We start from the raw sequence: 19,345 nt of genomic DNA, 5'->3' as shown, positions 1-19,345 counted from the left end.
AAAATCAATAGTCAGGAAAGATAAAACTGACCATACATCCGCAGGGTTTCGCCTTCATCGCAGACAGTTACCAGAACCAAGAGGCAATACACAAGAATCAAGACAGGCAGCCACTATAATCCTTTGGGGAATATGTAGCACCTATGTCCGATTGATTTTTTTGCATTCATATATTTTATCATTTGAGGACCATCTAATTCAATCATTTTTAGTACCTTTGAACTGTTAGTCATTATAAATTGTTAATTATTATGGCGTGTGAACAGATCATATTGGAAGTGGACGAGGCTATAGCCCGTAAGTGGAATGACTTGTCCGGCGAACGGAAAGCAGAACTTATCCGGTACATGGAAGAACTGGTCTTGCAATTGCTTTCGGATAATGATGACTTCGTGAGGAAAACAGTAAGCGAGCCTTCGCCCACCTATCGATCTACGGCGAAGAAAACGGAGGAAGAACAGGATGAACGTCAAATCCGTTTGCAGAAAGTCAGGGATGCTTTCTGTCGTTTTGACACGGATTTGTCGGATTTTACCTTTAACCGTGAAGAAGCCAATGAACGAAAGCCCAATGCCGAAGATATCAAATCGTTTTACGCTGCTTTTCGGGTAGACATGGACGGCTATACATTTAACCGTGAAGAAGCCAATGAACGATAAGCCTGTATTCCTCGATAGCAATATATGCCTGTATCTGTTAAGCAAGGATTCTACCCGCAAACATACAGCCGAGACATTACTGGCTTTGCCTGTTACTATTATTAGTTCGCAGGTTATCAATGAAACTATTAATATCTGCATTAAAAAATTCTGTCTTCCACAGCAGAGAATAACCGATCACATCCTCTTTTTAATGTCGTGTTGTAGGGTTGTTACTATTTCTGAGGTATTGCAAATAAAAGCCATCGCCTTACATTTTCGTTATCAGTTTTCTTTTTATGATTCCTTAATCGTAGCTGCTGCATTGGAAGCAGGGTGCCAGATCCTGTATTCCGAAGATATGCAGCATGAGCTGTTAGTCAATAATTCGTTGCGTATCATTAATCCGTTTGTTTAATCCTTTACTTCTGATTTTCTTTTTTCCGTATTGTATAAGTTTATAGTTGTTTTACAAGATTGTATATAAAGATTGTGAAGTGAAGATATATTTCAGGAAGTGTTGTTTAAAATGGCGATTTTGTTTTGTCCGAAACAAAAAAGCAAAAACAGAAAAAGGGGTGCCGCTCATTTGCAGCTCCCCTTGTATATTCAGCAATAAATGATCAAAATCAGTTTCTCACTTCCCAACCCAGCGCACTGGCGCCCAATACGGCGGCATCGCTCTCTTTCAGGTCGGAGAACATCAGTTTCACTTTATTCCGGAAGATAGGTAACATGTTTCTCTCCATACTTTCACGAATAGGATCCATGATGAGATTACCAGCCTTGGAAAGGCCTCCAAAAAGGATAATCGCTTCAGGGCTGGAAAAAGCCACGAAGTCTGCAAATGCTTCACCCAGCATCTCTCCGGTAAACTTGAATATATCTTTTGCCATTTCATCTCCAGCCATCGCTGCATCAAACACATCTTTGGAGGTGATGTCATCGGCGGGGATATTACGAAGACGTGTCTGTATGTCGGGTTTCAACTCCAGATATTCACGGGCAGTACGTGCCAAACCGGTTGCCGAAGAGTATGCTTCGAGACATCCGGTTCTTCCGCAACCGCAAAGCCTGCCGTTGTGCCGACGCATGATCACGTGCCCGAGTTCACCGGCAAAACCATCATGACCATACACCAATTGCCCGTTCACTACAATACCGCTTCCCACACCTGTACCCAGCGTGATCACAATAAAATCTTTCATCCCGCGGGCAGCTCCATAAGTCATCTCACCGATAGCCGCTGCATTAGCATCGTTAGTAAGTGCTACAGGGATGCCAACCCGGTCTTCCAATAATTGAGCAAAAGGAATCACTCCTTTCCAGGGGAGATTGGGTGCAAACTCAATGCTTCCGGTAAAATAGTTACCATTGGGTGTACCTGCGCCAATACCTTTGATCTGATCCTTAGTGGTTGTCCCGGCAATAAGATCATCAATCAAATCGGAAAGCTCATCCAGATAATCTTCCACTTGGGAATGTTTCCCGGTCTTGATACTGTCGCTCTTTAAAATCTGTCCTCTTTTGTCCACGATGCCGACAACGGTATTGGTACCGCCTACATCAATACCTATCACATAGGGTTTATCCATAGATTTGTTTTATTAAAAGTTAGTCAATGATGATTATTAGAATTTTATCTGCACAAATATAGAGGTTTTTTGTTAAAATGGATCCATACTCACAGAATTATTTCATTTTTGCCATGCTTTATCCGAAAAGATATTTTATAAACCAAACAGTATCACACTTATCCCGATTACGGTTTTATCAAATTGTAAGCCGGAGAATTGAATTTCCGAACAGAACGGCTGACCGTTCTGGCATCCTCCCCACATAACTTGCTCAACAATTCCCAGAATTTCTCACCATGATTCATCTCGACAGTATGCGCCAGTTCGTGAAGCACAACGTAATCGATCAGCCTTTCAGGTAACAACATCAGATAGAGCGAGAGGTTGACATTTTTTTGGAGGGAACAACTACCCCACCGGGTTGTACTTTTATTGATCTTTACCTGACTAAACTGTAAATTGAACTCTTTTGCCCAAAAGGCAACCTTTTGTGGCAGAACACGTTTTGCCTCATGCCGTAGGACGCACCTGATCATATCCTTGATCCTATCCTGCAACTGCCTGTCCATCATATCCAAACCATCAGGAATAAAAACTATCAACTCTCCATCCCTCAATCTCATCTGAACATTTTTCATTTTATCGGTTCTCGATATTCTGGCTTGAAACGTAAAAGTATCGATAACGGATTCCTCAGTAATCAGCGGTTTTGCGTTAACCGCAACTTTAATCAGTCGTGGACGCATCTCATCCAATATCTGAGGAAGTCTCTTGAAATCAAATCCGTATGGGACAGTCAGATATATTTCACCCCCCTTTCTTCGGGCAATGAGTTTTTTTGCTCTCACATTGGGTTTAATCAGAATAGACCCTAATTCATTGTCATAATATTCGTACATTCCCTAAGTTCAACTTAGAAGTGCAACACCCGGGTGTTGTTTTTTGAAATGATTTCTTCAAAACAATCATGAAAAACACCGCGGGGGTTTGCCTAACGGCCGGGGGCGCGAAGCCCCCGAGGAGAGTCAAGCGGCAACATAAAAGAAAAAGGAGACCGAAGTCTCCCTAAAATTAACTATTATGTTGCTTATGAGAAAAAAATACAAACAGTTAACTTCAGAACAAAGGTACGCGATTTATTTAGGTATAAAAAATGGTGACAGCCAGCGAACCATCGCAGAGTCCATAGGGGTCAGTCCTTCAACGGTGTCCAGGGAACTGGGTCGTAACAAGAAGAAACATGGAGGTTACTCCTGGCGCTTGGCTCACGAGATGGCACAAGAGAGAAAGGAGCGTTTGCCCGGGAACAGGGACACCCCGGAGTGGATTAAACAGAAGGTGTTCCGGCTTGTCCGTGATGAATGGTCTCCCAAGCAGATCAGCGGATATTTGGAGAAATACAAGCAAATCCGGGTTTCCCACGAGACCATTTACAAGTGGATCCGGGAGGACAAAATAGCCGGGGGTGACCTTTACACGCATTGCCGCCACAAGCTCAAGCACCGCAAGAGGCCGGTGGGGTCAGTCAAGGGCATCCCCAACCGGAGAAGCATCCGGGAAAGGCCCGTGGAGGCCGACGGGAGCCGGTTCGGTGACTTTGAAATGGACACGATAATAGGAGCCAATCAATCGGAGGTGATCTTGACGGTAACGGAAAGGAAAACGAACCTTGTAATGACCAGGGGACTGCCCCGGGGCAAGGACTCCAAGGAGGTGGCAAAAGTGCTTGCTAACATGCTGCTACCCTACAAGGATATAATAAAGACCATCACCACGGATAACGGCACGGAGTTCGCCGCCCATGAAATGATAACTAAAAGACTGGGAGTCCCCGTATATTTTACAGACCCCTATTCATCGTGGCAAAAAGGAGCGATTGAAAATGCTAATAAACTCATCCGGCAATACATCCCCAAGGGGGCATCATTCAAGGACTATCCCCCGGGGAGATTAAAGCAAATACAGCATAAATTGAACAATCGACCAAGAGAAAAATTAAGCTTCAGCACACCAAAAGTTGAGTTTTACAAACAATTAATGTAAATTGCACTTGCTGCTTGACTCTGCTTTCGGCAAAGATATGGCTTATTATTGGTTTTTCTCCCGGCTTTCACTATATTTGCAGCTTCAAATTTAAATTTATCAGGAAAAACCTGGTATTAACGACAATCTTCAAGAATTATCAACTATTTACTAACTATAAGACAAATACACTGAACCCATGAATGAAATTAAATTTTACAACGGGGAGAATATTCCGTTGGAGTTACACAAGGTACGTATAGTACAAAAATTACATTTAGTACCTATTGAGAGAAGATTAGAAGCGTTACAGGAAGGTGGATTCAATACTTTTAGGCTCAATACCAAAGATGTATTCCTCGACATGCTCACCGACAGCGGCACCAATGCAATGAGTGACAACCAGTTGGCCGCCATGATGCAGGCCGATGACGCCTATGCCGGGTCACAGAGTTTCTTCCGGCTGCAGAAAGCGGTGGAAGATGTTCTTGGCAAGAAATATTATCTCCCGGTACATCAGGGTCGTGCCGCGGAAAATATCCTGTCGAACGCCTATGTACGGAAAGGCAATCTGGTACCGATGAACTACCACTTTACCACCGCCATGGCACACATCACCCAATACGGAGGCAAGATCGCGGAATTGTTGTATGACGAAGCCTATGTGATTAATTCCTCACACCCTTTCAAGGGAAATATGAATATTGAAAAACTGGAAGAGGTTATTAAGGTGCATGGAGCCAAGAATATCCCGTTTATCCGTATGGAAGCCTCTACCAACCTTATCGGTGGACAGCCCTTCTCGGTACAGAATCTAAGAGATGTACGTGCTATTGCCGACAAATATAATATCCGGATTGTACTCGATGCGAGCCTTTTGGGTGAGAATGCCTATTTAGTGATTCAACGGGAAGAGGAGTTCAAAGATAGCACAATGGGTGAAGTGATGAAGATCATGACCGGGCTGGCAGATATTGTCTATTTTTCAGCGCGGAAACTTAGCTCTTCCCGCGGAGGTGGTATCTGCACCGACAATGCCGACATTTACAAAGAACTGGAAGCACTGGTACCTCTGTTCGAAGGATTTCTGACCTATGGAGGTATCTCTGTTCGTGAAATTGAAGCAATGGCAGTAGGTCTATATGAAACACTCGACGAAACGATGATCAGTCAAAGTCCCGACTTTATTGCTTACCTGGTGAATGCACTCGATGCACACGGTGTGCCGGTGGTAAAGCCTGCCGGCGTGTTGGGTGTCCACGTAGATGCGATGCAGGTATGTGAGCATATCCCGCAAAAAGAATATCCTGCAGGTGCATTGGCCGCAGCGCTGTTCCTTATTTCGGGGATCCGTGGAATGGAAAGAGGTTCCATCTCCAACCAACGCGATGAATATGGCAATGAAACCTATGCTGATATGGAACTGGTGCGTCTGGCAGTTCCCCGCCGGGTATTCACCTTATCACAGATCAAATATGTAGAGGACCGGATGACCTGGTTGTACGAAAACCGGGCGTTGATCGGCGGCCTCCGCTTTGTATACGAACCGCCGGTGCTCCGCTTCTTTATGGGAGGACTGGAACCGGTAAGCGATTGGCCACAAAAACTGATCGCCAAGTTCAAGGAGGACTTTGGGGAGAGTCTATAGGAAACCGAGTAAAAAGGCCGTTTTTTTAACGGCTTTTTTTATTAACGGTCATTTATCATAATTTAATCGGTATATCCCTTCTTATTCCAACCAATTGTTGTATTTTTAAAAATTATTCGCTAATAAAATAAGATTGAAAATGAAACGAAACACCCTTTTTCTTGCCTGGATACTATTAATATTTGGCACAATATCGATTCAGGCTCAGCAGATCATCGCCCACCGTGGTTTTTGGAAGACCGACGGTTCGGCACAGAACTCCATCGCAGCCCTGATGAAAGCCGATTCCGTTCGTGTATATGGTTCGGAAGTGGATATATGGCTTTCTTCAGACGGCATTCCGGTAGTGAATCATGATGCCGATGTCACGCTCGACGGGGAGAAACTGATAGTCCAGGATACGCCGGCATCCATCCTTAGAAAGGTGAAACTGGCTAATGGGGAACCGTTGCCGACGATGGAAGAATATCTGGATGCTTTTTCCCAATGTAAGCATACAAAACTGATTATTGAGTTTAAGACACATAGGGCGAAAGAAAGAGAAGACGAATTGGCGGAGAAGGTGATCGATATGGTACATAAACGCGGACTGCAGGATAGAGTGGAATATATTTCTTTCGGAATTAATTTTGTACAACAGGTCAGGAAACTCGATCCGAATGCTCCGGTCTATTATCTCAATGGCGACCTGTCGCCCGGTGTGCTCGCCACGATGGGTTTGAGCGGATTCGATTATCATTTCAACGTGCTCTATCAGAAACCTGAATGGGTGAAGGAAGCACATGCATTGGGACAAAAAGTAAATGTATGGACGGTAAATAAACCGGAAGATATCCAAAAGACCATCGACCTGAAAGTGGATTATATTACTACCGATGAACCCTTGCTGGTAAAAGAAATACTACAGGCACAATGATTCTGAAACGAACTCTAAAAGAGTAAGAAAGTGGCGGGCATATATATCCACATTCCTTTTTGTAAGATCCGGTGTACTTATTGTGATTTTTATACCGGCACCAACGAAACGCAGATGGATGCTTTCGTCGATGCACTCTGTGTCGAAGCCAGGATAAGGAAGGATGAGATCTCCGAACCGGTGAAGACCATCTATTTTGGCGGTGGAACCCCTTCACGACTCCGACAGGAACATTTTGAAAGGATCTTCGACGTACTGCTGCACCATTATTCCATTGTCCCGGAGGTGGAGATCACTGTGGAAGCAAATCCCGATGACCTTTCGGAGGCATATGTGGAAATGCTCTCCCGGCTACCTCTCAACCGCCTCAGTATGGGAATTCAGAGTTTCAACGACGGGGAATTGAAATTCCTGAGCAGACGACACTCTGCACAACAGGCCATCGACGCGGTAAGGAGGTGCCAGCAACATGGTTTCGGGAATATCAGTATCGACCTGATGTACGGGTTACCGCAACAAACAGAGGAGATCTGGCGGCATAACCTGACACAAGCCATTGCCCTCGATGTTCCTCATATATCCTCTTATCATCTTATTTATGAAGAAAAAACAAAAATGTACCGGCTGTTACAGGCCGGCAGGATAAAACCGGCAGAAGAAGAGCTCAGTACTGCTATGTTCGCCATGTTGATCGATCGGCTCACCTCACATGGATATATCCACTATGAAATTTCGGCATTTGGGAAAGAAGGTCACTTTTCACGACACAACAGTTCTTACTGGAAGAATGAGAAATATCTTGGTTTAGGGCCGGCGGCCCACTCGTTTGATGGAGACAACCGCACCTTGAATGTCCCGTCGCTTATGCGGTATATTAAAGGTGTGGAATCGGGCGTATTGGACCGGGAAACAGAACATCTGAGTCTCAGCGAAAAATATAACGAGGCTATACTTACCGGTCTTCGCACTATGTGGGGACTCGATCTTACCGAACTTACAGCCTGCTTTGGCAACGAATTTCACCATTATTGCATGGAGAATGCAAGAAAATACCTCGACAGGAACCTGCTCAGGATCAAAGACGGCAGAATGAAGTTGACCCGCGAGGGTATCTTTATCTCCGATGGCATCATGAGCGACCTGATGTGGGTCGGTTAAATGCTCACTCTACTTCCAATTGATTCTGGAAATCATAGAAAGTTTTCCTCATCAGATCAGCCAACGACAGCTGATAATTGATATACGCCCTCAGGTGAGAGGTATAAGCGTTATTCAGGCGATTCCTCTCCAATGCCAAACTCTGGCTATCAATATCCCCATCTGAAAACCGCTGGCGTGTTATCTCAAAGCTTTTTTCGGCAACCAACACATTTTTCTCCAACACTTGCAATCTTTTTAAGTTGCTGTTGATGCTGGCTATCAGATTTTTCACTTCGGTTTCTATTTCTCTTTCAACCTCCTCTTTCCGATAGTTATACTGTTTCAGTCTCGATTCGGAAGCTCTTACCAGAGCCCGATTTTCACCCCAATCGAGGATTGGTATGGTAATGGTCAATCCCACACCATAACTGGAATTTCTATCTACCAGGTTTCTGTAAGAGTTTCTAATGGATGAAAAAAGGCCAATATCGGTCTGTTGATCTATACCGGCCCTTTCAAAATAGGCATCGATACTACCCCTGATCATTCCGTTTGATTTCTGTTGCTTTATATTCAACTTCTGCAGTTCTATCTGTATCTCCTGCTCCCTGACCTCCAACCTGTTTTTGAGCGCCATCTCAATAGCTTTCTCCGGATCGACCACTATGATCTGATAGTCCAACTCGTTGTTCAATGTCACGCTATCATCCAAATCCAACCCTAACAATTCTTTGAAGGAGTTTTTGGCAGAGACTTCATTTAAAACTGCAATATCATGATTGTTTTGTGCTTCAGCCAGATCGACCTCCATCTGTAAAGCATCTACTTCACGTATCAATCCGGCTGCATATTTGTTCTGTGATATTTCATGTGCATCCATCTGCCGTTCCAGGTCGAGATGTGCGATCTCTGTACTCCTTTGAAGCGACAATAAATTATAATAGGCGCTACTCACCTGATATACAAGATTCAATTCTTCCCTTTTGTACTGTTTGCTGGAGCGTTCATAATCCAATTCCGCCCTTTTGAGTGTCGACCGGATATTATTGTATGCATAAAAGGAGTGGAGCGGTTGACTAAATCCGATACGGGAACGCAGGCGGGAAGAACGGAAATTGCTATTTAAATTTTCTCCGCTCGATAACATATTCTGGATAAATATATTACCATCTGTGGGTAAAGGTTGATTGATGGTCAATACAGTAGAATAACCCAGCTCTTTCATAGGATAATAAAAAGTAATACCCGTAGTATCTTTCCAGCTTTCAATGGTTTCGGTATATTGTGGAGCTCCAATAGTCATGTCGATATGCGTCTTCAGCCGGCTGGTGGCAGACTTCAGATTATATTCGGCAATTTTAAGGTCTTCGCCTAATTTCAACATACTGTAACTTTTACTTTTAGCGATCTCAATACTTTCTTCCAGAGTAAGGGCATGCACCGACTGGCTATACAGCAACGGGGAAGAGGCAAATAAACAAATACAGAGTAAAAATAATTTTTGCATATACTTAAACTAAAAACTAAAAGTGAATATCAGAACCAAGATCCAAGCCTTCCTCAATCTTCCTCCAATCTCATTCAATCTCATTCAATCTCATTCAATCTCATCCAATCTTCCATCAATCTTATTCAATCTCATTCAATCTTCCATCAATCTTATTCAATCTCATTCAATCTTCCATCCAATGTCCCGATTTCCCGGGATTGGCACATTACAAAGTTTTCCTTTGATGATTCGGTTTATCGGAATGGATCATCCCATCTTTCAGATAGATATTCCGATGGGCATAATCAGCAATTTCCTGTTCGTGTGTAATTAAGATAATGGTATTACCTTCTTTATGCAACTCTTCGAACAGCCGCATGATCTCTACCCCTGTTTTAGAATCAAGCGCCCCGGTAGGTTCATCCGCCAACAATATTCCGGGATTGGTTACCAAAGCCCTGGCAATGGCCACTCTCTGTCGCTGTCCGCCACTCAATTCCGATGGCTTATGATGCAACCGGTCGGACAACCCGACTCTCTCCAAGGCTTTCAAAGCCTTTTCCCGGCGCTCATTACTTGCTATTCCGGCATAAACCAACGGAAGTTCAACATTCTGGACAGCATTTAATCGTGGCAGCAGGTTGAAATTCTGAAAAATAAAACCGATCTCCCTGTTCCTCGTAAGTGAGAGGGCATCATCATCCAAAGTGCTTACATCTATATTATTCAGATAGTAGTGGCCGCTCGATGCGGTATCCAAACATCCCAGGATATTCATTAATGTTGATTTACCTGAACCCGAAGGCCCCATAATGGCTACATATTCATTTTTCTCGATATGGAGATTTATACCGTGTATAACAGGAATTTCACTCTCCCCAAGAGAATAACTCTTCTTCAGTTCTTTGATTTCTATCAGCATAGCGTGCTTGTTTTATTCGTAACGGATGGAATCTACCGGTTTTAAATTGGCAGCATTCTTTGCCGGCAGATATCCAAAACTAACCCCTACAATTACCGAAAAAGAGAATGCGATAAAAACAGAATAGGGTTTGATAAAGGTGGTTATGTCGGTAAACAAGGTAACCACCAACGAAAGCATTATCCCGATCAGCACTCCTATCAGTCCTCCGGTAATGCTGATTGCCACTGATTCAGTAACGAACTGACTCATTATATCAATCTTACGTGCCCCCACCGATCGCCGGATCCCTATCTCGCGGGTACGCTCCATAACGGTGGCCAACATAATATTCATAATCCCTATACCTCCTACCAACAGCGATATGGCTGCGATTGCACCCAAAAGGATGTTATAGATCTGTCGTTCTTTTTCTTCCTGTTTAAGAAGTTCGTAAGGGATCACAATACTGTAATCATCATTATTAAAGTGATGTCTTTTTAATATCTCGTCGATAATTCTGGACGATTCAACCAGTCTGTCCGAATTGTTGATCTGCACTGTAATCTGCTGAATTTCACTTGAAAGTATATTATCTCTTGTAAAGCGATTCAGAAACAAAGATAGCGGGACATACACATCCGTATTCAAATCCCTGGCCGCCAACTCACCCACCGTTTCGGTGAAAAGACTTTTCGACGCCAGCACACCGATCACTTCCAACCACTGGTCGTCGATTTTCACCAACTTGCCGATAGGATCATCGCCTTTAAAGAAAGTAGCGGCTATACCCGCCCCCAATACACAAACTTTCAATCGCTCATTATAGTGTTTCTCATTGATAAAGTAACCTTGTTGTACTTTATAGTTCATCAAACTAAGAAAATCGGGAGTAATTCCTATGACTGTTGACTTCACCGACTTGTCGTCGAATCTCACATCAGTGTTCTTTTCAGCCTGCGATGCAACCCTCTCTACTCCCGGCACAATCTCCCGGATGACATTTGCATCCTGTATGGAAAGCCCTTGGGAGAATTTAGCCCGTACCTCTTCCAACTCTTCATCAGAAAGTGTTTTCTCCCTGATAATGATATTATTTACTCCCAGATCCTGATATTTCGCGATGGCTTCACGTTTTGCCCCCTCCCCAATCGATAACATGGTGATTACCGAAGCCACGCCAAATATGATCCCTAACATGGTCAGAAATGAACGAAATTTATGGTCGACCAATCCCTGAAGCGCTAAGCGAATATTTTCACCGTATTGCATACACTGTTTTTATATGAATTCACAACTTACCGTCATCCCAGGCTTTAACCTTTCATCCGGCTTTAATATCCTGACCTCCACATCAAAGACCCGTTGCCGGGATTTGGGGTCTTTTAAGCGGCATAACTTCCCGATATAAGCCACTTCTCCCTCGAACACTACCTTGGGCAATGCATCTAAACGAACTGCCACTTTTTGGTTAACACCTATCTTTAGAAAATCGGTTTCATTCACCTGGGTATTCACCTTCATAAACTCCAATTCCGGAACGTTGGCCAAATTGTTTCCGGCATATATATTATCTCCTATTTTGTATAAGCTCCTGGTAGTGCCCTGTCTGTTAAATTCAATCTGAAACACCCCCGACACAGGTGTCCTTAAGGTAAGTGCCGGCAGAAGGTTTTTCGCATTTTCTATCTCCTTTCTAATCTGCTCTACCCTGATTTCCTGGATCTTCAAATCATTCGCATTGATCACCTTATTCAGTTCATAGATCCGCTTCTCTTTCTCAAGATTGATCTTCGCCTGCTCAAATTCCAGCTCCTTTATGCGCCGCAACCGCTCCGACTCAAAACGGGAAGCCTCCAATTCGATCTTCTTTAAATCGAATGAAGCCATTTCATTTCTAATCCTGGATTCACTCTCCTGTTCCCTGTTTTCCTGCTCCACATACAATTTCTCCAGCACAGCCAGTTGTGTTTCCAGATTACTTTCCTGGTCCAAAATAAACTTATTGATATCTGCCGGATCCAATTGCGCAATTGAATCTCCCTTTTTGACTATTTCCCCATGATTCAACAAACCAATGACCTTCATTTGATACCAATGCCGGCCGTACCTCGGTATGACAAATGAGATAGAGTTAATAGCGGCAAGTTCACCCGTCTCTATAATGGTACTTCCATCCGATGCCTTTCGTTCTGGACCCGCCCCGATACTCCTTTTACAGAAGGCAGAAACAAGCAGCAGGAAAAACACCACTGAAAGACTATATATAATGCTTTTTTTCATACAATCATTTTTTATTAATTGACAATTGACAGTTGACAATTGTCAATGAAATCAGAGTAAGAACTTTTTAAATGAAAAATGAATAATTAAAAGTGAAAAGTCATATCATTTCCAACTATCCATTATCAATTATCCATTATCAATTATCAATTATCAATTATCAATTGTCAATTATCAACTATCCCGCCTCACTTCTTTCCGGTTTCTTCTCGTCGGTTTCCACTGCAAAAGGATCTACAAGAGCAATTTCATCTCCCTCTTTCAGTCCACTGACAACTACCACATAGTCGGTATTACTCTGCCCCGTTTCAATCTCTATTTTATCATAACCGGGTCCACTCTTTTTATAGACAAATGTCTTATCTCCTTCCGCTCTCACGGCATCCAAAGGAATATAAAGCACATCCTCTATCTTGTCTATAATTATACGGCAACTCACGGTAAGACCGGGGAGAAGGTTCTTATCCGACTCGTTCAACATTATTTCGACAGGAAATACTTTTATCTTCGATGATCCGTCCTTATTCACTGCCAGGTTGGCAATAGAACTGACTGTGCCGGTAAAGGTCTGATCGGAAAATGCATCCGGTTTTATTTCGACCCTCAGGTCTTTATTTATTTTCGCGACGTCCACTTCGTTGATCTTTACTGTTGCCTTTAACTTAGACAGGTCGGGTAACTGGATAAGGGGAAATCCGGACCAGCATTGATCTCCAATCTGAAACTTATTGTTGCTACTCCAATTTCTTGATATGATGGCTATTCCGGAAGAAGGTGTTACCACGGAGAGTTTTTTTAGTGTTTCATGCGCTTCATCGAGCCGGGATTGGAACTGCATGATAGAAAGATTTTTCTGTTTTACTTCCTCATTTTGTATTTTTACCCGGTTATCTATTTGCTCTCTGGCCCGCTCCAAAGCAATGTCGGCTTTATCAAGATTCAGTTGTATCTCTTTCTTTCTGATCTCCGATTCGTATTCTGACGATTCAAACCGTATTTTAGATATCTCATGGGAAATTCGCGCCACTTCATATCCGGCCCTCAACTCTTCCAGATCGGATTTCTGCTGGGCGATCATTTTTTCGAACTCAGCCTTGGCTATTTCCAAGCTTGACTCCGCTTCCACAATACCTTTGAGTACTTCCGACGGATCAAAAACGATTATCGTATCCCCGGCTTTCACCTCCTGCCCATCTTTTACCAATTCGGTAATCTTCAGATTCCCGTATCTCCATGAAATCATCGGAGCCACTATATTAATAGATTGTACGGCTTCGATCTCCCCCTCTTCGTACAAGTCAAGGAAAAAGGTTCCTTTCGCCACTTTCCCGACAGCTATTTGCTTCGTCTCTTTTTGACCACATCCAATAAAAAAAATCAGGCAAAAAAGAAAAAAAGGATGTGTTTTAAACTTATACCTCATACTGGTTTTATATTGTAAAGTAATGTAATTTACGATCTATCGAATTGAATCCGGCAACAGTCTCCGTCCTCTTATATATGAAGCCGGCGGTTTTATCAGCGAAATAACATCTCCCTGTTTCAAACCATTTGTGACAACCGACTCCTTCATTGACGACGCGCCGGTCATAACCTGACGCATTTCATATTTTTTATTGTTCCTGACATAGACTACTTTCATCGAATCAACGTCATAAATTGCCACCTGCGGAACCACAATAGTATCGTTGATATAGGTTGTAATTATCCGGCTGTTTGCCGTAAATCCGGGTTCGGGGAGTTGCCACACACTATCTATAGAAGCCTCCACCTCAAAGAACTTCACTTTCGAGTCTCTTTTATAGGGTTGTCCAACAGGCAATTTTTTAATTATCCGGCCATACCCGCTATTTCCGGGCATAGCATCAAAAGTGTAGGTTACAGAATCGTTTTCACTGATATGCCTAAAGTCTGTTTCATTTACAGCCATTTTCACTTTCATTTCCGATATTTCCGGGATAATTACCAATGGCATATTATTCCAAACATTGTCTCCCACTTTCAGTTTACCACCTGTCATCCGGGAATCTGCGACAATGGCCAATCCCTTTTTAGGAGCCTTGATGGTCAACTCCTCAAGAATTTTCTCTGCTGATTGTAACCGGGTAGTCAACTGCTGGATATTTATCTCTAACTTTCTTACTTCTGATTGATTAATGATATCAAGTGATTTGAGTTTTTGCTCGAATTTTACCTTTTCGATATAAGCCATTTCAAGTTCTAACTCTTTGATTCTTCTTTGGGTGGGTGTAGCGAACATAAATTGCAGAGAGTCCAAATCTGCTATTTCAGTATCTACCTCATTATTCCTGACCTGTGCTTCCAACAGGGCATACTGCATTTTCAAATCGGCATTGACTTTGTTCAATTCAGCTATCGCATTTTCCAAAGAAATTTTCAGATTGTCATAGTTATTCTGTTGATTATTATCCTCAATGATACATACCACGTCACCTTCATCCACATAGGTCCCGTTTTCTATCAAAAAAGTGACTATTCCATCCACATTTCTGGGGCATACCAGGTTAATGAAGCGGATAGGTTCTACAATCCCTTCGATTAAAATGGAATTCTCAAAATCAATATTGGAAACAGTATAAGTGGATATGTTCTCTTTATTTTTCAGATTACATGAAGAGATACAAAACAATAAAGTTAAAATAATGATTATCTTAGCTTTTTTCAGAATAATATGGTCAAATCGAAAGTAATGCAATAGTGTGTTTCTTGGGCATTACCTATTTTTCATAGAATGTCATAGGTCATTCATTTAAAATAAGTGGCACTTCTTTATGAATACTAAACCGTCCGTTTATGTTTCAGATTGGATGAAAACATAGACGGACGGCACAAATATCATAGAAAAAGATGATAAATCAAAATATGGTAACTGAAAAGATGTTAACTCAACCCCTCTACCTCTCCATTGACAATATCAATCCGTTTGGCTTGCGGGTCGGCGGGTAATCCGGGCATACGCATCATTTCTCCTGCAATGGCGACAATAAACTCTGAGCCACGGTTAATCACCAGATCATTAATCTTGAACCGAAAGTCTTTTGCGACACCATACCATTTGGGGTCGGCTGAAAAGGAGTACTGTGTCTTGGCAATGCAGACCGGCATCTTTTCGAGAGGGGTGCCTTCAATAAGTTTCAACTTCTTCAATGCTTTCTCTCCCATTACCACATCACGTGCCCCATAAATATGTGTAGCTATTTTGGCCAGTTTGGTCTCTACATCATCCTCATCGTCATAAGTAAATTTCAACTCTCCCGAAGGTCTGCTCCCAATGGCATCTACCACCGCCTCAGCCAGTTCCACTGCACCTGCACCTCCATTGGTAAAAGCCTCATTAACTGCAAACGACACTCCCCGTTCATGACAAAAAGTCCGTACCATATCGATCTCCTCAGCGGTATCGAAAGCGTATTTATTGAATGCCACCACCACCGACTGGCCAAAACCGGCCAGGTTATCAAGATGTTTTCCCAGATTTTCCAATCCCTTTTTCAACCCTTCCAAGTCAGGCTCTTTGATCATCTTCTCCGGTGTACCTCCATGCATCTTCAATCCTTGTGCCGTAGCGACAACAACCGTCAGTTTTGGACGTAACCCGCTCTTCCGGCACTTGATATTAAAAAACTTTTCTGCTCCCAGGTCAGCTCCGAAGCCGGCCTCCGTAACCACGTAATCACCGTATGTCATTGCCATCCTGGTAGCCAACACCGAGTTACATCCATGCGCAATATTGGCAAACGGCCCACCATGCAAAAAGGCCGCCGTATTTTCTGTAGTCTGCACCAGATTAGGGTGGATGGCATCTTTCATCAGTACGGTGATGGCACCTGCCACTCCCAGATCTTTCACAGTGAATGGTTCTCCATTAATCCTGTATCCCAACAAGATGTTCTCTATCCTCCTGCGAAGATCATCTTCATTTTCTGCCAGACAGAGGATCGCCATCAACTCCGAAGCGGCAGTGATATCGAAGCCTCCTTCCTGCGGTATACCGTTACCCGGCCCCAGGCCGGTGACAATATACCGCAGACTGCGGTCATTCACATCCAGCACCCGTTTCCAAAGAACATCCTTAATCTCTTCACCGGTACCCCGTACGCGGAAGATATAGTTGTCAAGCAAGGCCGAGATAGTGTTATGTGCCGTGGTCACAGCATGGAAATCACCTGTAAAATGGAGATTGATATTCTCCATCGGAAGCACCTGTGCGTACCCGCCACCGGCAGCACCTCCCTTCATTCCAAAGACCGGTCCAAGTGAAGGTTCACGTAGAGCGACAATCGCTTTTTTCCCGATCTTGTTCAGTCCAAGCGCCAACCCTATGGAAACCGTTGTTTTACCAATACCCGCTTTGGTAGCAGTAATAGCTGTCACTAAAATTAAGTTACTACGGTCTATTTTTTCCTGATCGATGAGGTGAAGAGGTATCTTAGCCATGTGTCTTCCAAAGCTAATCACTTCATCCCGGTCGATTCCGATACTTTCCGCCACATCTTTGATTTTTTTCAGAGGTGTTTCCCTTGCTATTTGAATGTCTGATTTCATATAAAACTGATTTGTTAATTTACTGATTTAACGATTTGTTGATTTTCATCGTTAAATCACCATATCATCTCACCATCCTATCATTTAAGTTTTTCTTCCAGCATAATCAAGTGATCACGCAATTGCGCAGCCTCCAGAAATTCCAGTTTCTTTGCCGCTGCCATCATCGCTTTACGGGTTTGTTCTATTTTTTTCTTCAGGTCGTCGGTCGAAGCATACTCAGCTATCGGTTCCGCCGCCAAAGCATAATAATCCGGTTCTATATATGCTTTTGCTTCTGCCGTTATTTTATATTCTCTGGTCAATACCGATGAGCGTGCCTTCTTTATCTGCTGCGGTGTGATGCCATGCTCTTCGTTATATTTTATCTGCTTTTCACGCCTGCGGTTGGTCTCGTCGATAGTCATCCGCATACTATCAGTCATTTTATCGGCATAAAAAATCACCTTTCCGTTCACGTTACGTGCCGCACGACCGGCTGTCTGGGTAAGGGATCGATGGGAGCGGAGAAATCCTTCCTTGTCGGCATCGAGCACCGCCACAAGCGATACCTCGGGTAAATCCAACCCTTCGCGCAACAGATTCACACCGATCAACACGTCGAACAACCCGCTACGCAATTCATCCATGATCTTCACCCTCTCCAATGTCTCTACATCGGAGTGGATATAATTACACCGTACACCATTCTTTGTCAGGTAATCGGTCAGTTCTTCGGCCATCCGTTTGGTGAGGGTAGTCACCAATACCCGCTCATCGACCTCCACGCGCTGCCGGATCTCTTCCATCAGGTCGTCGATCTGGTTCAGGCTGGGACGTACGTCGATAGGCGGATCGAGCAACCCTGTAGGACGAATCAACTGGTCGACCACAATCCCTTCCGATTTTTCCAGTTCATAATCAGCAGGGGTGGCGCTCACAAAAATGATTTCAGGGGTAATCGCTTCAAACTCTTCGAACTTCAGCGGACGGTTATCGATCGCTGCCGGAAGCCGGAAACCAAATTCTACAAGATTGATCTTGCGGGAGTGGTCGCCCCCATACATAGCACGGATCTGCGGGATGGTGACATGGCTTTCGTCAATGACGGTGAGATAGTCTTCGGGAAAGAAGTCGAGGAGACAGAAAGGACGTGTACCGGCGGCACGGCCGTCGAAATAGCGGGAATAGTTCTCTATCCCGGAACAATAACCTATCTCCTTGATCATCTCCAGGTCATAAGTCACCCTTTCGTAAAGCCGCTTGGCCTCATACGGTTTTCCGATAGACTGAAAGAACTCCACCTGTTTTCCCAGATCGATCTGTATTTCATCTATCGCCCTGTTAATGCGTTCCTGCGTGGTAACAAAAAGGTTGGCTGGAAATATCCGGTAAGAATCCAACCGTTCAATGGTGATCCCGCTGAGTGGATCTACCGATTCAATACTCTCTATCTCATCCCCCCAAAAGATAACGCGGATGATATAATCGTGGTATGCCAGGAAAACATCTACCGTATCGCCTTTCACCCGGAAGTTCCCCCGGTTGAAGTCGGCCGTTTCGTTACGTGAATAAAGACTGTTTACCAGCAGGCGCAATAATTGGTCGCGCTCCATCCCCTGCCCCTCACGGATATCGATAGTCGTCTTGTTAAAATCTTCGGGATTACCGATACCATACAGACAGGAAACTGAAGAAACCACTATCACATCGTTTCTTCCCGAAAGCAGTGAGGAGGTGGCTGCGAGCCGTAGTTTTTCAATTTCATCGTTGATGGAAAGATCCTTTTCTATATAGGTATCGGTCGTCGGAAGATAAGCTTCCGGCTGATAATAATCGTAGTAGGAGACAAAATATTCCACCGCATTATTCGGGAAGAAACTCTTGAACTCGCTATAAAGTTGTGCTGCCAGTGTTTTATTGTGACTCAGCACTAAGGTGGGTTTATTTATCTGTGCAATCACATTGGCCACCGTAAAAGTCTTACCCGATCCGGTAACCCCCAACAGGGTCTGATAAGGGACTTTCTGCCGGAGTCCCTCTACCAATGCCGCGATTGCTTCCGGTTGATCTCCGGTAGGTTGATATGCTGATGTAAGTTGAAAATCCATAGGTATTCTTTAACAAACAGGATTGAATTTAGTTTTCAGGATTGCTGTCTTGTACAACGCCTGTAACCATTACCA

At 43.6% G+C, this 19,345-nt stretch carries 16 protein-coding genes; 6 read left to right on the top strand and 10 right to left on the bottom strand.

Features of this window, described 5'->3' with window-relative positions; translation table 11 throughout:
- The first annotated feature begins 251 nt into the window (after positions 1-251).
- Complete coding sequence (locus tag PSM36_RS06380) at positions 252-659, top strand: hypothetical protein (protein WP_076929901.1); 408 nt, start codon at positions 252-254, stop codon at positions 657-659.
- The gene (locus tag PSM36_RS06375) at positions 649-1,056 is read left to right on the top strand and encodes a PIN domain-containing protein (protein WP_076929899.1); all 408 of its coding nucleotides are present in this window, start codon (positions 649-651) and stop codon (positions 1,054-1,056) included. The genes PSM36_RS06380 and PSM36_RS06375 overlap by 11 nt, the downstream gene beginning before the upstream one ends.
- 211 nt (positions 1,057-1,267) lie before the next feature.
- On the opposite strand, the gene PSM36_RS06370 is transcribed toward PSM36_RS06375, so the two are convergent.
- On the bottom strand, positions 1,268-2,233 hold the full coding sequence (locus tag PSM36_RS06370) for an ROK family protein (protein ID WP_076929897.1): 966 nt from the start codon (positions 2,231-2,233) through the stop codon (positions 1,268-1,270).
- A gap of 167 nt (positions 2,234-2,400) precedes the next feature.
- Complete coding sequence (locus PSM36_RS06365) at positions 2,401-3,114, bottom strand: M48 family metallopeptidase (RefSeq protein WP_076929892.1); 714 nt, start codon at positions 3,112-3,114, stop codon at positions 2,401-2,403.
- 190 nt (positions 3,115-3,304) lie between these two features.
- On the opposite strand from PSM36_RS06365, the gene PSM36_RS06360 reads away from it, so the two are divergent.
- From PSM36_RS06360 to hemW, 4 genes are all read left to right on the top strand, one after another.
- Positions 3,305-4,258 carry an IS30 family transposase gene (locus tag PSM36_RS06360; RefSeq protein ID WP_076931996.1) on the top strand — a complete coding sequence of 318 codons (954 nt, stop codon included), beginning with the start codon at positions 3,305-3,307 and terminating at the stop codon, positions 4,256-4,258.
- A gap of 178 nt (positions 4,259-4,436) precedes the next feature.
- Positions 4,437-5,885, top strand: a complete 1,449-nt coding sequence (locus PSM36_RS06355; protein ID WP_076929887.1) for a tryptophanase — start codon at positions 4,437-4,439, stop codon at positions 5,883-5,885.
- Positions 5,886-6,024: 139 nt separating this feature from the next.
- On the top strand, positions 6,025-6,801 hold the full coding sequence (locus tag PSM36_RS06350; RefSeq protein WP_076929886.1) for a glycerophosphodiester phosphodiesterase: 777 nt from the start codon (positions 6,025-6,027) through the stop codon (positions 6,799-6,801).
- A gap of 30 nt (positions 6,802-6,831) precedes the next feature.
- Positions 6,832-7,959, top strand: a complete 1,128-nt coding sequence (gene hemW / locus PSM36_RS06345) for a radical SAM family heme chaperone HemW (RefSeq protein WP_076929885.1) — start codon at positions 6,832-6,834, stop codon at positions 7,957-7,959.
- Between the two features lie 4 nt (positions 7,960-7,963).
- Here the strand turns inward: hemW and PSM36_RS06340 are convergent, their stop codons facing one another.
- The 8 genes from PSM36_RS06340 to uvrB form a co-directional block, all read right to left on the bottom strand.
- Complete coding sequence (locus tag PSM36_RS06340; RefSeq protein WP_076929884.1) at positions 7,964-9,448, bottom strand: TolC family protein; 1,485 nt, start codon at positions 9,446-9,448, stop codon at positions 7,964-7,966.
- A 208-nt stretch (positions 9,449-9,656) separates the two neighbouring features.
- On the bottom strand, positions 9,657-10,352 hold the full coding sequence (locus PSM36_RS06335; protein ID WP_076929882.1) for an ABC transporter ATP-binding protein: 696 nt from the start codon (positions 10,350-10,352) through the stop codon (positions 9,657-9,659).
- Between the two features lie 12 nt (positions 10,353-10,364).
- Positions 10,365-11,603 carry an ABC transporter permease gene (locus tag PSM36_RS06330; RefSeq protein ID WP_076929879.1) on the bottom strand — a complete coding sequence of 413 codons (1,239 nt, stop codon included), beginning with the start codon at positions 11,601-11,603 and terminating at the stop codon, positions 10,365-10,367.
- Positions 11,604-11,612: 9 nt separating this feature from the next.
- A complete protein-coding gene (locus tag PSM36_RS06325) occupies positions 11,613-12,614 on the bottom strand; it encodes an HlyD family secretion protein (RefSeq protein WP_076929874.1) in 1,002 nt (333 codons plus the stop codon).
- Positions 12,615-12,792: 178 nt separating this feature from the next.
- Positions 12,793-14,037 carry an efflux RND transporter periplasmic adaptor subunit gene (locus PSM36_RS06320; RefSeq protein ID WP_076929869.1) on the bottom strand — a complete coding sequence of 415 codons (1,245 nt, stop codon included), beginning with the start codon at positions 14,035-14,037 and terminating at the stop codon, positions 12,793-12,795.
- A 36-nt stretch (positions 14,038-14,073) separates the two neighbouring features.
- Positions 14,074-15,330 carry an efflux RND transporter periplasmic adaptor subunit gene (locus tag PSM36_RS06315; RefSeq protein ID WP_154670972.1) on the bottom strand — a complete coding sequence of 419 codons (1,257 nt, stop codon included), beginning with the start codon at positions 15,328-15,330 and terminating at the stop codon, positions 14,074-14,076.
- A 185-nt stretch (positions 15,331-15,515) separates the two neighbouring features.
- On the bottom strand, positions 15,516-17,180 hold the full coding sequence (locus PSM36_RS06310; protein ID WP_076929864.1) for a formate--tetrahydrofolate ligase: 1,665 nt from the start codon (positions 17,178-17,180) through the stop codon (positions 15,516-15,518).
- Positions 17,181-17,260: 80 nt separating this feature from the next.
- Positions 17,261-19,270, bottom strand: a complete 2,010-nt coding sequence (gene uvrB, locus PSM36_RS06305) for an excinuclease ABC subunit UvrB (protein WP_076929860.1) — start codon at positions 19,268-19,270, stop codon at positions 17,261-17,263.
- Positions 19,271-19,345 lie beyond the last annotated feature (75 nt).

It is taken from the genome of Proteiniphilum saccharofermentans, from assembly GCF_900095135.1.
GTDB classification, from domain to species: Bacteria; Bacteroidota; Bacteroidia; order Bacteroidales; family Dysgonomonadaceae; genus Proteiniphilum; species Proteiniphilum saccharofermentans.
This window is presented reverse-complemented; position numbering and strand designations above follow the sequence as displayed.